Raw genomic sequence first — 14955 nt, 5'->3', positions numbered from 1 at the left:
GTGCACGGACACCGCTCCGGCCATCGCCCCGGCCGCGGCGGCGCCCGCGGCCGGGGTGGCGAGGCCCAGCACCAGCAGTGCCCCGCCGCCCGCCTCGCCCAGACCGGCGGCGATCGCGCTCTCCCGTCCGGGTCTGAAGCCCATCTGGTCCATCCAGGCGCCCGTTCCCTCCAGGCCCGGGCCGCCGAACCAGCCGAAGAGCTTCTGCGTCCCGTGGGCGATGAGCACCGCACCGGTCGCGGTACGGAGGGCCAGCAGGGCCAGGTCACGGCGGTTGATGCAGGTCATCGGGGTCTCCCTGGGACAGGTGGGCGGACGGGCGCGCGGTGGTTCCCGTATCCGTATCCCCTGTCGGCGCCGCCGCCCCGGCTTCCGGGCGCAGATCCGCCATACGGGCGCCGGGGGTGCTCCGTCGGCCACGGTTTGTCCGGTTGACGTCCCGTCATCACACCCCCGGGGAAGCTACGATCACCGCGTGGTCACAGCCCGCGCGCAGCACACGCCGCCGCCGGCCCGCCGGGCGGCGGGTCTGCTGCACCTGCTCGGGCTGACCCTGCTGTTCCTGGGCCTGATCTGCACGCACGGCGCCCACGCGACGGGCACCTCCGCGCATCCGGCGACCGCGTCCGCGGCCCCCGCCCCGGCCGCTGGAGTCCCGCAGGCGGCCTCCGTCGACGGCCACGGCCACGGCCACGGCTCCGACCGTCCGGCGGACGAGTGCGCGCCCGTGCCGCCCCGGCAGGGCTCCGTGGTGGACGCCCCGCCCGCCCCGTCGGGCGCCCTCACCCGGTGTGCCCCCGAGGGCCGTCGGGACCTTCCCGTGCCCGGCCGGTCCGGCGCGTCCGGATCCGTCCCGGAGCCTCCGGCGGCTCCGGCGGTCCTGCGGGTGTAGGCGGCGGGACCTTCCGTACGGCGACCCGCGCGCGGCCCGTCCGCGCGGTGGAACGCCGTGCCGGCCGCTCCCGCGATCCCCGCCGCTCCCCCGCCCCGTCCGGGCCGGGGAGTGCCCGCCGCACGGAGGAACTGTGTCGCGCCACCCCCGCGTACCCCCGCCCCGTCCGGGCCCGCCCCCTCCGGGTGCCTCCCAGGCACCCGGCGTACTCGGCGCCCTGCTGACCGCCCTGTTCCTCGCCGCCCTGTCCTGCTTCCCCCACCCGCTCCGGGCCCCGGATCCGGGCGGCGGCGCCGGGCACGGAGCCGTCCCGGCCGGGTCGTGGGCCGCTGGAGCCGCGCCGCAGTCCGGGCCGACGGCGCCTGAAGGGCGGCCACATCCCCATCCGGAGCACGGTTCGTCCTGCGCCCCGGTCCCGGGATCCGCCCGTACGGCTCCCGGTGCGGTGGACAACGCCGCAGGCCGGGCGGCACGCGGGCGCACGGGCCCGGGCGTCGCGGCGCGGGCGGCACCGGCGCCGCCGGCCGGGGCCGCGAGGGCTCCGACGGCCCGTTCCGGCCGCTCGATCCTGACCAGTGTCTGTCGATGGCGGCTCTAGTCCGCTCCCGTAGTTCCCTTCGCAACGGCTGACGTATGCCCAACGGGCGGGGCCCCGTCCCGTCCGAGGTCGGCATCCGCATGAGCGACCAACCGACGCATCATCGAACGAGAGCGGAACAATGCATTCTTCGGCCACCGACGTGACCCACCCCTCCCGCGCCACCCTGTCCGGGCTGGTCGGCAACACGCCCATGCTGCGCGTGTCGCAACCCCTCGCCCCGGCGGGGCGCGGGTTCTGGGCGAAGTTGGAGGGCTTCAACCCGGGCGGCATCAAGGACCGTCCGGGCCTGCACATGGTCGAGCGTGCCCGGGCCCGGGGCGACCTGCTGCCGGGGGCCCGGATCATCGAGTCCACCAGCGGCACCCTCGGCCTGGGCCTGGCCCTCGCGGGCATGGTCTACGGGCACCCCGTCACCCTCGTCACCGACCCGGGCCTGGAGCCGTCGATGACCCGCCTGCTGACGGCGTACGGGGCCCAGGTCAACGTCGTCTCCGAACCCCACCCCTCCGGCGGCTGGCAGCAGGCCCGCCGGGACCGCGTCACCGAGCTGATGGGGCAGTACCCCGGCTCGTGGTGCCCGGACCAGTACAACAACCCCGACAACACCACCGCGTACACCCCGCTGGCGCTCGAACTGGCCACCGACCTCGGCCACATCGACGTCCTGGTGTGCAGCGTGGGCACCGGCGGGCATTCGGCGGGGGTCTCGCGCGTGCTGCGCCAGCTCTATCCCGATCTCCGGCTGGTGGGCGTGGACACCGTGGGCTCCACCATCTTCGGCCAGCCCGCCCGGACCCGGCTGATGCGCGGCCTCGGATCGAGCATCTACCCGCGCAACGTCGCGTACGAGCAGTTCTCCGAGGTGCACTGGGTCGCCCCGGGCGAGGCCGTGTGGGCCTGCCGCCAGCTGGCCGCCTCCCACTACGCCGCCGGCGGCTGGAGCGTGGGGGCCGTCGCCCTGGTGGCCGGCTGGCTGGCCCGCACCCTGCCCGAGGACACCCGGATCGCGGCGGTGTTCCCGGACGGGCCGCAGCGCTACCTCGGCACCGTGTACGACGACGACTACTGCGCCGCGCACGGCCTGCTGGACTCCCCTCCCGCCGACGAGCCCGACCGGATCGGCCGACTGGACGAGAAGGAGGTCACCCGCTGGACCCGCTGCACGGCCGTGGTGGACCCGCTCGCGCTGCACGGGGCGGAGGAGCGGGCCTGATGAGGAGCACCATCGCGCAGGTCCGTTCGTACGAGGGCAGCGTGCAGCTGCTGATGGTGAACCAGTTCACCATCAACCTCGGCTTCTACATGCTGATGCCCTACCTGGCCACGCACCTGGCCGGGCCGCTGGGGCTGGCCGGCTGGACGGTCGGGCTGATCCTCGGGGTGCGCAACTTCAGCCAGCAGGGCATGTTCCTGATCGGCGGCACGCTCGCCGACCGCCTCGGTTACAAGCCGATGATCATCGCCGGGCTGGTGCTGCGGATCGCCGGGTTCGCGACCCTCGGGCTGGTCGACTCGGTGCCCGCGCTGCTCGCCGCCTCGGCCGCGACGGGTCTGGCCGGGGCCCTGTTCAACCCGGCGACGCGGGCGTACCTGGCGGCGGACGCGGGTGAGCGCCGGGTCGAGGCGTTCGCGCTGTTCAACGTCTTCTACCAGGCGGGCATCCTGCTGGGGCCGCTGGTGGGGATGGTGCTGACGGGCGTGGACTTCCGCGTCACCTGCCTGGTGGCGGCGGGCATCTTCGCCGTGCTGAGCGCCGTCCAGATCCGCGCCCTGCCCGCGCGGCGGGGCAACGACGCCGGGGAGCGGGAGACCCGTCCGCGCGAGGGCGTGCTCACGCAGTGGCGGCGGATCCTGGCCAACCGGCCGTTCCTGCTGTTCTCGCTGGCCATGATCGGCTCGTACGTGATGACGTTCCAGGTCTACCTGGCGCTGCCGCTGGAGGTCCGGCGCCTCGGCGGGGAAGGCACCTTCGGCACGGCGGCGGTGGCCGTGCTGTTCGCCGTCTCGGGGCTGAGCACGATCCTCTTCCAGACCCGGGTCACCGCCTGGTGCAAGGCCCGCATGGAGCCGGGCCGGGCACTGACCTGGGGGCTGCTGACCATGGGGGTGGCCTTCGTACCGCTGCTGGCCGCCACCGCGCTGCCGGCACCGGACTCGCCGCTGTGGGCGCGGCTGCCGGCCGTCGTACCGCCGGCGCTGTCCGCGCTGCTGCTGGCGGTGGGCACGATGGTGGCCTACCCGTTCGAGATGGACACCATCGTCCGGCTGTGCGGGGACCGGCTCGTCGCGACCCACTACGGCCTGTACAACACGGTGTGCGGGGTGGGCATCGCGCTCGGCAACCTGCTCACGGGAGCGGCGCTGGACGCGGCCCGCTCGGCCGGGATGTCCGCGCTGCCGTGGCTGGCCCTGTTCACCCTCGGCCTCGGCTGCTCGGCGGCCCTCTACGCCCTCCACCGCACGGGCCGCCTCGCCCCGCCCACACCGGCCGCACCGGCCCGGGCGGAGGCGATGACGGGCTGACCGGGCGCCCGGGGGCTCCTGGATCGCGGAGCCCCCGGGGAGCGCCTACGCCCTGCGGAGGCGGCCGATCATGCCGTCGATGTCGCGGATCATCATGTAGTCGCGGATGATGTGGCCGCCCGGCTCCTCGTACCACTCGTGCTGGATGCCGGCGCGGCCGAGGGCGTCGCGGAACTCCCGCTGACCGGCGAGTACTTGGGTCTCGTTGAAGGTGTCGAAGGCGTTGGTGCGGTCGGGGCTGGTGCCGGCGACCAGGAAGATCCGCTTGTTGCGGTAGCTCTCGATCCGCTCCATCGGGTTGTCGGCGGTGACGCGTGCCTGGTCCCAGGGCGCGCCGTAGATCGTGCCGCCCGCGAGGTCCTTGACCGCGGCGGACAGGTTGGCCCAGTGGACCACCGCGCCGCCGTCGCGGCGCACGCTGGCCGGGCCGGAGTGGGAGCTGACCGAGGCGAAGTGGCCCCAGTACTTGGCCGCGTACTTCAGCGCGCCGAAGCCGCCCATCGAGAACCCGGAGACGGCGCGGCCGTCGTACTCGGCGAACGTGCGGAAGTTCTGGTCCACCCAGGGGATCAGCTGGTTGATGTGGAAGCTCTCCCAGTTGCGGGGGCCGACGTTGGTGGTGACGGGGTTGGAGTACCAGCCCGCCTGTCCGCCGTCGGGCATCACCACGATGATCGGCTTGCCGGCGGTCCAGGCGCGGACTCCGGCGACGTCGAAGGTGATGAAGTCCTGGAGGCCGCCGTGGAGGAGGTAGAGGACGGGGTAGGTGCGGCCGCTGAAGTGGTAGTCGTCGGGCAGCAGGACGTTGACGGCGGGCTGCCAGCCGATCTCGTTGGTGGCGAAGCGGTAGTACCACATGCGGGGGTCGGCCTCGCCGCGGTCGACGATGTGCAGACCGGCGGCGTCGCCGACCGCGCCGGCCGCCGTGGCGGAGGCGAGGACGCCTCCGGCGCCCAGCGCCATGGCGGCGGAGAGTCCGCCGACGGTCCTGAGGACGCTCCTGCGGGTGGGGCGCTGCTCGTTCACGAAATCCTCCATCAGTCGTTGGTGGTCCAGGTGCCCCTGGCCGGGTTCCAGTGGATCGTGGCGTTCTGGAACTTCTGGGCCTTGCCGTTGCCCGCCTCGTCCGTCTCGTCGGTCACCGGGTAGCCGAAGACGCGCTCGTTGCCGCCCGTGCGGAAGGCCTCGTAGACCGCTCCCTGGACCGGGTGGGCTCCGGTCTGCGGGGACCACAGGAACAGCGCCTTCTCGAAGAACTGGTACCGGCCCCGGCTGCCGCCCGGCGACTGGCCGGCGTCCGCCTCGTCCGTCGCCGGGAAGCCCCAGCGGCGTTCCGCGTCGGTCGCCCAGAAGCGGGTCAGGATGTCCCCGTACACGGCGAACGCCGCGTCCGGGTGCCAGATCACGATGCCGTTGCGGAAGGCCTGGAAGCGCCCGCCCATCATGGAATCGCGTTCGCCGGCGACGGGCTCCCCGAGGGGGCCGCCCGCGCCGCCGAGGGCGGCGAACTTCGCCCCGATCGAGCCGTAGGGCATCAGGTCGTCCAGCTGGTCGTACCGGCGCGGGGTGAAGCCCCGCAGGCCGTCGTTCCACACCCGTTCCTCGGGGACGTGCCCGAAGTCGTACGTTTCGCGCACCACCGGCCGCGTGTGGGCCTCGTCGGCCCAGCGGACGAAGAGCGCGACGTGGTCCGTGCCGCCCGAGTCGCGCAACAGGGCGTCGCCGGGCTGGAGTTCGTTCGCGGGAATGTCGGAGGTGACGTTCCACAGGGTCCAGGTGGTCAGGGACGAGTCCAGGCGCCAGGCCATCGACACGTAGCCCGAGCAGTCCGGCCGGTAGCAGCCGAACTGGTTCTCGTGGCAGCCGCTCTGGCTGTACGGCACCTGCTCGGCGATCCACGACCAGGCCCGGTCCATCACCTCGCCCCGCCCGATGGAGCCGCCGCGCGGGGCCGCGCTCGCGGTCTGCGGTACGGAGAAGGAGATCACGAGGGCGGCCAGGGCCAGTGCCATCGCCCCGATCACACGCTGAAGGGTCGGCGCTCTCATGGCTGTCTCCCGGTCAGTTGTCGGTGATCCAGGTGCCCCTGGTCGGGTTCCAGTGGATCGTGGCGTTCTGGAACTTCTGGGCCTTGCCGTTGCCCGCCTCGTCCGTCTCCTCGGTCACCGGGTAACCGAGGACGCGCTCGTTGCCGCCCGTGCGGAAGGCGTCGTGGATCGCCCCGTGCACCACGTGCGCGCCCGTCTGCGCGGACCAGAGGAACAGGCCCTTCTCGAAGGACTGGTACCGGCCCCGGGTCCCGCCCGGCGACTGGCCCGCGTCGGCCTCGTCCATCGTCGGGAAACCCCACTGCCGTTCGGCGTCCGTCGCCCAGAAGCGCGCCAGGATGTCCCCGTACACGGCGAACGCCGCGTCCGGGTGCCAGATCACGATGCCGTTGCGGAACGCCTGGAAGCGCCCGCCCAGCAGCGCGTCCTCCTCGGCGCGTACGGGATCCCCGAGGGGGCCGCCCGCGCCGCCGAGGGCGGCGAACTTCGCCCCGATCGAGCCGTACGGCTGGAAGGCCTCGTCCCGCATCTGCCGGGCGACGCCCTCCGCCTGGGGGTAGCGCTCGGGGTAGGCGGAGCGCTGGACGGCCTGGGCCAGCTCGCCGGCGCTGCCGCCCTCCATGCCGGGCTCCATCTGCTGGGCCACTTCGAAGAACTTGTTCGCCGCGTAGTCGACGTCGAGGATCTGCTCGGGCGAGCCCCAGCCCTGCGAGGGGCGCTGCTGGAAGACACCGAGCGAGTCGCGGTCCCCGCAGTCCAGGTTGTTCATGCGGGATTCGACCCAGCCGGTCTCGAAGCCGGCGAGCATCACCTTGTCGGACACGCCGCGCCGCTGACCGACCTCGTACACCGTGCGGGTGACGGCGATGTCCCGCTCGGGAGGTATCGCACAGAACATCTCGGCCGTCGCGGGATGCCCGAGAGGGCCGGGTCCGCCGGGTACGCCGGGTGCCTCGTGGGCCGAGGCCGGGCCGCCCGGGCTCAGTCCGAGGGCGGATACGGCGGCCAAGGCCAGCGCCACCGCGATGGGGGGCCTTGCGCGTCGTCGTTCGGCTGCTGCGCCACGCACCTGCCTGCTCCTTCGTGAGGGGATGTCAGAACCAGCTCTGGTACGGGGTGTCGTTGCACGCCCAGGTGCGGAAGCCCAGGGAGCTGTCGTCGATGCACCGTCCGGTGGCCTGGTTCTGGAGGCGGACGCTGCCGTCGCCCCAGACCTTGACCCACCAGCTCTGCTCGGGGCTGGAGTTGCAGCTCCCGACGGTGCGGAACCCGTTGTCGGTGTCCTCGACGCAGCGGCCCGTGTTGTTGTTGCGCAGCTGGCGCGTGCCGTCGCCCCAGACGTGCACGGTCCACATCTGCGGGTTGCTGCCGTTGCAGCTCCAGGTGCGGAACCCGTCGGAGGTGTCGTCCATACAGCGGCCGGTCGCCTGGTTCTTGAAGCTCTGGACGGCATCGGCGGGGCGCGCGGGGGCCGCCGTGGCGGCGGGCGCCGCGGCCAGCAGGGTGAGGGAGGCGAGGGGAGCGAGGGAGGCGGCGAGGGCAAGGGCCTTGCCGGGCAGGGTGGTTCGCGTGGCAGCCATGTGCTCGGTTCTCTTCCTTCCGGGGGAGGACGGGCAGACGGCAAGCTAGTGGCGGGGTGCGGGGCGCAGGCATCCGGAACGCTCCGGAGTGACAGCGCCCGGCGGTGGCCGCCAGACTCGGGGGACGGGCCCGCCCCCGTCCCGAAGGCCCGTCAGCTTCCGGCGGTGGGGCGCGGGCACTCCGGTACGACGGGCCGGTCCTTCGTCCGTACGGCGGGCAGCCAGGCCGTGGTGCGGGCGGACCCCCGGGGCAGGCGGACGCGGTACCACTCCAGGGAGACGGCGTCCGATTCGTCGACGATGGGCATGCCCTTGGGAAGCAGGCACTCGACGTCGAGGACCTCTCCGTGCCACACGCGGGTGGGTACGACGTTGTCGGGGGTGTACGGCTTGAGGGGGTCGATGGCGAGGCCGAGACTGCAGCGCGGGGCGCGGTCGGCGTGGTCCCGGCAGGTCTTCTCGGCGTTGAACACCTGGATCCGGCCCGCGGCTTCGGCCCGCGTGCCGGACGGCTCCCCGCGCGCGGCGTACGACCAGAGCGCGACGGCCGCCCCGCACGCGGCGGCGGCCGCGAGGGCGGCGCGGGCCCAGCGGCGCCTGCGGGCCGGCGGCGGGGTCTGCGGGGTCTGCCGGGCGGTGATGCGCGCGAGGAGGCTCTCGGCGGTGTGCGCGGCGCGCGCGGCGTGGGCCGGGGCCAGGCAGTCGGCGGCCAGCTCGCGCCAGAAGGGCGGTACGGCGTGGTCGATGCGCAGCGGGGCGCGCCCGTCGGCGTACTCCTGGGCCGCGGCTCCGCGCGAGACGGGGGTGGCGCCGGGGAAGGGGGACGCGCCGCCGGTGAACACCTCGTGGATGAGGATGCCCAGCGCCCAGACGTCGGCGCTGGGCCGGACCTGTACGCCGTGCTCGCCGAGCGGGGCCCGGCGGCGCTCGGGCGGGAGGTAGTCCGGGGTGCCCATCGGGGGTGCGTACCCGTGGGTGCCGTCGGTGCCGGTCAGTTCGGTGGCGAGCCCGAAGTCGGCGAGCCGGACCGAACCGTCGGCCATGAGGAGGACGTTGTCCGGTTTCAGATCCCCGTGGACCCAGCCGCTGCGGTGCAGGTGGGCCAGTCCCTCGCAGACCTCCGTGATCAGCCGGGCCCCTTCGGGCTCGGGCGGCGGGGTGCCGAGCAGGTCCCGCAGGCTGCGTTCGGCCCGCTCCATGACCAGCACGATCGCGCCGTCGAGGTACGGGTGGTCCGGTTCGCCGAGGACGAAGGAGTCCAGCAGGCGGATCAGCCGGGGGTGGGGGGCCCGGCGGCCGAGTTCGACCTCGCGCCGGGCGGATTCCGCGACGCGGCGGGCCTGGCGCGGTGCGAGCCCGCCGGTGGGCAGCACCTTGAGCGCGACATCGGCGTCGACGTCGGTATCGGCATCGGCCTCACGGGGACCGTCCTCGCCCCGGTCTGCGGGGCGTGCCGCGTGGACCGTCGCCCAGCCGCCGGCGCCGATCGGTCCGGTGACCTCCCAGCGGCCGACGCGGTGTCCGGGCGGGAGGTCCGCGAGGTGGTCACTTCCCGAGGCGTCGGCCGGGCGCTGCACCGTCTCCTCCTCCGGCCCGGGTCGGGAGCAGCGCGAGGTGCTCCTCGCGTACGAGCCCGAAGCGCAGCGCGAGTCCGACGAGCGACTCCCGCTTGCCGTTGCGCCGGGGGCCCCTGCCGGGTCCGGCTTCGGCGGGGGCGGCGATGCGCATCTTCTCGTCGGCGAGGTAGTCGATGTGCGAGCTGACCGCGCGGGCCGTCAGCTGCCCGCAGCCGGGGAGTCCGGCGAGCCGTTCGACGATCTCGGGGGTGGTCGGCACCGCGACCGGCGACTCGTCGCGCAGCCGCGGTTCGCAGAGCGCGACCAGCACCAGGAAGTAGATGGCCGTCTCGTCGAGGGAGTACGCGGTCACGGTCCGGCTCCCCCAGTGGCCGCCGGCGCCGTCCGGGTCGAGGTAGACGTGGTCGGGTGCGAACACCTGGAAGGAGACGGTGGTGTCACCCCGGGTGGGCAGCACGACCCGGGAGAACTCGAAGGGGATGGGGGCTCCGGCCCGCCGCGGTGGCACCCGCAGGTACTCGCCGGCGCCCTCGGGGTTCTCCACCAGGTAGCTCTGGGTCGTGCTGTGGTTGCTGAGCTGCCAGTGGTCGTCGGTCACCCGGATCTCCCCCGCCAGCCGGGAGATCGCCGCGTCGACGAGGCGGAGTTCGACCGGGGTCGTCTCGGATCCCCGTCCGAAGCGCGCCACTTCCCCCGGGCCGAGCCGAAGGGTCACCGCGTCACCGCTCCCCTGCGGCAGGTAGATCAGTACCCCGCTCACTGCCCCCTCCTCGCCCCGTGTCACCGGTCGTCACGCGGCGAAGGGTACACAGGCCGGGAGGGGGTTCCCGGTGGCACTTTGGCTGTTTTCACACCCTCTGCGGAGCGGAACCGCCCATGGGCCGGGGCGACGGCCCGCCCGTGGTTGGCCGGATTGCCCGGTACGGAAATACGTGGCGGCCGCCGCGACCCGCCGCTACGATCACCGCGATGACCCTTCACACCGTTCAGAGATCGGGGGTCCCGTCCGCGCAAGGTGAGTGCTGATGCTCACTCACACCGCGAACGGCGATTCCCGCCACCCCCTCTGGCTGCACGTGCGCGAGTTCGCCGTGCCGCCCTCCATGATCGAGACCGCCACCGCCCGCCGCCGCGCCGGGGACTGGGCGGGGGCCTGCGCCGCCGCGGGCGTCGACGTCGACTTCAACCTGCGTACGGTGGCGCGCACTCACGGACCGGAACTCGTCGCGCGGGTCCGGGCCGATCTCCGCCACCTGGCCCCCGACCTGCTGCGCTGGCACCTGCCGAGGGTCGCCCCCGACGGGCTGCTGCGCCCGGGTCTGACCCTCACCCTCGCCCGGTACGAAGGCGCGGGGTACGACGGCTCGTGCCCGGTCCACCTCGTGGTCCGGACCCCGCCGGTGTGGGCGGACTCCGGTCAGCGGTTCGGCCTCGCCCTATGGGACCACTCCCGCCCCGAGCCCGCCGAACTCCGCCATCCGCGCCCCCGGCCCGCCCGCCGGTTCCGGTTCGACCTGCACCGGCACCTGTGGGACGCCCGCCGCAGCGACGAGCTGCGCAGCCGGTCGGGGGCCGACCGGGCCCCCGGCCTCCCGCCGGAGGGCGTGCCGTCCGGGCCGGGCCGCGCCGTCGACCGCTGGGCGGCGGAGGCCGAGCTGCTGCTGCGCGCCGACGAAGGGCGGCCCGACGGCCGGGTCACCGTACGGCTCGGGTCCGGGCACCGCCTGGTCCTGGACGTGGCCGCGGACGGGTCCCGCTCCGGGGCGCCCGCGCTGCTCGCCGCCTCGGCCGCGCCGCAGGACGGCACCGCCGGCGCCCTGCCGGTCCTGCCCGACGCGGCGACCTGGGTGCCGCCCGACCTGGAACTGCTGCGCGCCGGGCTGATCGACGCCGACCGGCTGCACCCGCTGGTCGCCTCGGCGCTGGTCCCGGACCGGCCGACGGACCGGACGGCGCGGAGCCCGGACCGGCCGGGAGAGCCGCGGCTCGTGGAGTGCCGGGGAGCCCTGCACCGGATCGGCCTGGTCGACGGGGCGCTGGCCCCCCTCGACCACGATCCGGCCGAGATCCGGCGCGAGGAGCTGCTGCTCGCCCTGAGCGGCACTCCCCTGCCCTGTCTGCGGGCCATCGACGAGGCGCTCCGCCGGCCCGACCGCCTGTCCGGCGTCCGGGAACGCCTGCTCCACGGGGACACCGCCGGTGCGCTGGCCGTCGTGGAAGCGCTCCTCGGGCCCGGCGCGGTGCTGCGTTCCGGTGCCCTGCGAGAAGAGCTGGAGGCCGCCGCGATGAGGCGCGTCACCTACGGGCTGTTCAGGGCGGGCCTGGCAGGGCCCGGACCCAAGCGCGCTGTCATTCCCAGCCACGCCCGCCCGCGCGACCGCCGGCGGCGGCGGCCGCGGCACTCGGCCTGACGCCGACCCCTCGGACCACCGCTCTCCGCCACACCCGCCCCACCCGCCACACCCACCCATGAACCCTCAGGTGATGACCCATGTCTGCTTTCCCCTCGTACGCCCCGACCGGATCGGCCCCGGCCGCGCAGCTCGACGTCGCCGGTGATCTGCTGGCCCTGCTGCGCGACACCACCACCGAACCGCGCCCCGACGTCCAGCTGGAGGCCCTGACCCTGGCCGTGGCCGCCGACCTGCCCGTGCTGCTGTGGGGTGAGCCGGGCATCGGGAAGACCGCGGCCCTGACCCAGCTCGCCACGGCCCTGGACCTGCCGCTGACCACGGTCATCGCCAGCGTCCACGAGCCGTCCGACTTCTCCGGACTGCCCGTCATCGGCGACGATCCCGCCGAACAGGGCGTGCCGATGGCGCCGCCGGACTGGGCCGTGCGCCTTGTCCGGGCCGGCCGGGGGCTGCTGTTCCTGGACGAGCTGTCCACCGCGCCGCCCGCCGTCCAGGCCGCCCTGCTCCGCCTGGTCCTGGAGCGGCGGATCGGCGCGCTGCAACTGCCGCCCGGCGTACGGATCGTGGCCGCCGCCAATCCGCGGGGGTCGGCGGCCGACGGCTGGGAGCTGAGCCCGCCGCTGGCCAACCGGTTCGTCCATCTCCAGTGGACCCATGACCACGAGGTCGTCGTACGCGGTCTCGGCGGGACCTGGCCCCGCGCGACCCTGCCGACGCTGGACCCCGAACGCCTCCCGGAGGCCGTGGCCTTCGGGAGGCGCGCGGTGTGCGGGCTCCTCGCCGCCCGCCCCAAGCTCGTCCACCTGCTGCCCAGCGGCGAGGGGCGCCGGGGCGGCCCGTGGCCGTCGCCGCGGAGCTGGGACATGGCCCTGTGCCTCACCGCCTTCGCGACCGCCGCCGGCTCCTCCCGGGAGGTGCTCTCCCTGCTGGTCCGGGGCACCGTGGGGGACGGTCCGGGGCTCGAACTGCTGGCCTGGCTGGACCGGATGGACCTCCCGGACCCCGAGACGCTCCTCGCGGATCCGGCCGGCGCCGAACTGCCGGACCGGGGGGACCTGCGCCAGGCCGTGCTCGACGGGGTCGTGGCCGCCGTACGGGCGCGCCCGGAGAAGTCCCGCTGGGACGCGGCCTGGGCCCTGCTGGTCCGGGCGCTGGAGACCGGGGCACCGGACCTGGTGGTGGTCCCCGCGACCACCCTCGCCTCGCTGCGCCGGGAGGACTGGGACGTTCCCGAGGCGATCGAGCGGCTCGCGGGGGTGGTGACCCTGTCCCGGCGCGCCGACCAGGCGGCGGCCCGGGTCGCCGACCGTGCCGCCGCGGGGGCCGGCGTATGACCGGGGACGGCGCCGGGGCGCTGGACTTCGACAAGCTGTTCGCCGCCCGGCTGCACGCCGCCCGGGCCCGCCCGTACCTGGCCACGGCGCTGTTCGCCCTGCACGCCATGGAGTCGCGGCGGGTGCCCACCATGGCCGTCGACCGGCACTGGCGCTGCTACGTCTCGTCCGGCTTCGTGGACCGCACCCCGGTGGAGGAGCTGGCCGGGGTGTGGGTCCACGAGGTGTCGCACCTGCTGCGCGACCACCACGGGCGCGGGGACCGGCTCGCGCGGGAGCAGGGGCTGACCGGGCCCGGGGAACGGCTGCGGATGAACATCGCCGCGGACTGCGAGATCAACGACGACGCGTTCGGCGACGGACTGCTCAAACCCGAAGGGGCCGTCGAGCCGGGGGACTTGGGGCTGCCCGCCGGTCTGCTGATGGAGGACTATCTGGGCCGCTTCGGCCTCGGAGCGGGCACCCTGCACCTGGCCTGGCTGGACTGCGGCAGCGGCGCCGACGGCCTGGAGCGGGAGTGGGACCTGGGGCCGGACGGGGCGCACGGCCTCACGGAGCAGGAACGGGACGCGGTCCGCTTCCGGGTCGCCCAGGGCATCACCGGCCGCCCCGGGAGCGCCCCGCAGGGATGGGAGCGATGGGCGGAGGAGGCGTTCCATCCGCCGCAGGCCTGGCGGGAGTTGCTGGGAGCGGCGGTCCGTTCGGCGGCCTCCGGCTCCGGTGCGGGCGAGGACTACACCTACGGCCGGCCGTCGCGGCGTTCGGCCGGGCTGCCGGGCCTCGTCCTGCCCAGCCTGCGGCGCAGGCCGCCCCGGGTGTGCGTGGTCATCGACACGTCCGCGTCGGTGAGCGACGCCGAACTGGGCAGTGCGCTCCTGGAGGTCGCCGCGATCTCCCGGGCCGTGGGCGGCCGCCGCGACCTGGTCACCGTGGTGGCGTGCGACGCGGCGGCCGGCGTGGCGCACCCGCTGTGCCGGGCGGAGGGGATCTCGCTGCTGGGCGGTGGGGGTACGGATCTGCGCGAGGGTTTCGCGCGGGCGCTGAGCACGGGACCCCGGCCGGACGTGATCCTGGTCCTGACGGACGGTCAGACGCCATGGCCGCAGTCCCGGCCCGGGTGCCGGACGGTGGTGGGGCTGTTCGCCCGGGTGCCGTCGTACCGGGAGGACGATCCCGACTACGTGCCGGACCGGCCGCCCTCGTGGGCGCGGGTGGTCGAGATCGGGTAGGGCGCGACTGCCGGAGGGCCGGATTCCGTGCGTACAAGCGGCCCGCGCCGCCCTCCGGTTCAACGCCACAGCGCGTCGACCGCGAGACCGCCCGTACCGTCTGCGGGGTGTCCGGCCTGGGGTGACGCCCCCCACCCCCCCCTGGACCACCGGTCGAGCCGGAGTCGACGTACGGACTCGTGGGGCTCAGGCCCGGGCGCAGGCCGGGCAGAGGCCGCGGTAGGTGACCTGGGCTCCGGATACGGTGAAGCCGAAGCGTTCGTCCGCGGGGAGGTCGGCCAGGGGGTCGCCCGTCGGGTGGACGTCGCGGATGAGGCCGCAGCCGGAACACACGAGGTGCTCGTGCGCGTGGTGCGCGTTGGGGTCGTAGCGCTTGGCACGGCCGTCGGTGGACACCTCGACCACCTCGCCGAGGGAGACCAGCTCGCCGAGGGCGTTGTAGACGGTGGCGCGGGAGATCTCGGGCAGCAGCTCCGCCGCCCGCGCGTGCACCTCGTCGGCCGTGAGGTGTACGTGGTCGCCGTCGAGGACCTCGGCGACGACACGCCGCTGGGACGTCATCCGCCAGCCGCGCCCTCGCAGTCGTTCCAGCAGGTCACTCATGTCGGCTCACCCGTTCAGGTCGGCTGGATGTCCGGAGGCCGCCGGTGCTCGTCCGGAATCCGGGGGACAGGGGTTTGGTGTTTATCTTGACTTGGATTCCGTCCATCGTAGGATCGGTTTCGAAGATAGCCAAGAGTCAGGAAGCCTCGGACCC

At 74.5% G+C, this 14955-nt stretch carries 14 protein-coding genes; 6 read left to right on the top strand and 8 right to left on the bottom strand.

Features of this window, described 5'->3' with window-relative positions; genetic code table 11:
• On the bottom strand, positions 1 to 288 hold a 288-nt coding region (locus tag ACFV0Q_RS14470), incomplete at its 3' end, for a DoxX family membrane protein (RefSeq protein WP_385005035.1).
• A gap of 187 nt (positions 289 to 475) precedes the next feature.
• Here ACFV0Q_RS14470 and ACFV0Q_RS14465 point away from each other — a divergent pair.
• The 3 genes from ACFV0Q_RS14465 (at position 476) to ACFV0Q_RS14455 (ending at position 4016) form a co-directional block, all read left to right on the top strand.
• Positions 476 to 892, top strand: a complete 417-nt coding sequence (locus tag ACFV0Q_RS14465; RefSeq protein WP_385005033.1) for a hypothetical protein — start codon at positions 476 to 478, stop codon at positions 890 to 892.
• Positions 893 to 1611: 719 nt separating this feature from the next.
• Positions 1612 to 2706: a PLP-dependent cysteine synthase family protein gene (locus ACFV0Q_RS14460; RefSeq protein ID WP_385005031.1), complete on the top strand. Its 1095-nt coding sequence runs from the start codon at positions 1612 to 1614 to the stop codon at positions 2704 to 2706.
• Positions 2706 to 4016, top strand: a complete 1311-nt coding sequence (locus ACFV0Q_RS14455; RefSeq protein ID WP_385005029.1) for an MDR family MFS transporter — start codon at positions 2706 to 2708, stop codon at positions 4014 to 4016. The genes ACFV0Q_RS14460 and ACFV0Q_RS14455 overlap by 1 nt, the downstream gene beginning before the upstream one ends.
• A 45-nt stretch (positions 4017 to 4061) precedes the next feature.
• Here the strand turns inward: ACFV0Q_RS14455 and ACFV0Q_RS14450 are convergent, their stop codons facing one another.
• The 6 genes from ACFV0Q_RS14450 to ACFV0Q_RS14425 form a co-directional block, all read right to left on the bottom strand.
• The gene (locus ACFV0Q_RS14450; RefSeq protein WP_385005027.1) at positions 4062 to 5042 is read right to left on the bottom strand and encodes an alpha/beta hydrolase; all 981 of its coding nucleotides are present in this window, start codon (positions 5040 to 5042) and stop codon (positions 4062 to 4064) included.
• A gap of 11 nt (positions 5043 to 5053) precedes the next feature.
• On the bottom strand, positions 5054 to 6064 hold the full coding sequence (locus ACFV0Q_RS14445; RefSeq protein WP_385005025.1) for an LGFP repeat-containing protein: 1011 nt from the start codon (positions 6062 to 6064) through the stop codon (positions 5054 to 5056).
• A 13-nt stretch (positions 6065 to 6077) separates the two neighbouring features.
• Positions 6078 to 7133 (bottom strand): LGFP repeat-containing protein, encoded by a 1056-nt coding sequence (locus ACFV0Q_RS14440; protein WP_385005023.1) that lies wholly within the window; start codon positions 7131 to 7133, stop codon positions 6078 to 6080.
• 25 nt (positions 7134 to 7158) lie between these two features.
• Positions 7159 to 7644, bottom strand: coding sequence for an RICIN domain-containing protein (locus tag ACFV0Q_RS14435; RefSeq protein ID WP_385005021.1), 486 nt, complete (start codon positions 7642 to 7644; stop codon positions 7159 to 7161).
• Between the two features lie 152 nt (positions 7645 to 7796).
• Positions 7797 to 9221 (bottom strand): serine/threonine-protein kinase, encoded by a 1425-nt coding sequence (locus tag ACFV0Q_RS14430; RefSeq protein WP_385005019.1) that lies wholly within the window; start codon positions 9219 to 9221, stop codon positions 7797 to 7799.
• Positions 9190 to 9981 carry a serine/threonine protein kinase gene (locus tag ACFV0Q_RS14425; RefSeq protein WP_385005017.1) on the bottom strand — a complete coding sequence of 264 codons (792 nt, stop codon included), beginning with the start codon at positions 9979 to 9981 and terminating at the stop codon, positions 9190 to 9192. Before ACFV0Q_RS14425 ends, ACFV0Q_RS14430 begins: the two co-directional genes overlap by 32 nt.
• A gap of 265 nt (positions 9982 to 10246) precedes the next feature.
• On the opposite strand from ACFV0Q_RS14425, the gene ACFV0Q_RS14420 reads away from it, so the two are divergent.
• The 3 genes from ACFV0Q_RS14420 (at position 10247) to ACFV0Q_RS14410 (ending at position 14198) form a co-directional block, all read left to right on the top strand.
• On the top strand, positions 10247 to 11632 hold the full coding sequence (locus ACFV0Q_RS14420; RefSeq protein ID WP_385005015.1) for a hypothetical protein: 1386 nt from the start codon (positions 10247 to 10249) through the stop codon (positions 11630 to 11632).
• Between the two features lie 80 nt (positions 11633 to 11712).
• Positions 11713 to 12969 carry an AAA family ATPase gene (locus ACFV0Q_RS14415; protein WP_385005013.1) on the top strand — a complete coding sequence of 419 codons (1257 nt, stop codon included), beginning with the start codon at positions 11713 to 11715 and terminating at the stop codon, positions 12967 to 12969.
• Positions 12966 to 14198, top strand: coding sequence for a VWA-like domain-containing protein (locus ACFV0Q_RS14410; RefSeq protein ID WP_385005011.1), 1233 nt, complete (start codon positions 12966 to 12968; stop codon positions 14196 to 14198). The genes ACFV0Q_RS14415 and ACFV0Q_RS14410 overlap by 4 nt, the downstream gene beginning before the upstream one ends.
• A gap of 186 nt (positions 14199 to 14384) precedes the next feature.
• Here the strand turns inward: ACFV0Q_RS14410 and ACFV0Q_RS14405 are convergent, their stop codons facing one another.
• On the bottom strand, positions 14385 to 14801 hold the full coding sequence (locus ACFV0Q_RS14405; protein ID WP_385005009.1) for a Fur family transcriptional regulator: 417 nt from the start codon (positions 14799 to 14801) through the stop codon (positions 14385 to 14387).
• Positions 14802 to 14955: the final 154 nt, after the last annotated feature.

This window comes from Streptomyces sp. NPDC059564 (assembly GCF_042735575.1).
Taxonomy (GTDB): Bacteria; Actinomycetota; Actinomycetes; order Streptomycetales; family Streptomycetaceae; genus Streptomyces.
The sequence above is the reverse complement of the archived record's forward strand: the minus strand, read 5'-3'. Positions and strand labels throughout refer to the sequence as shown.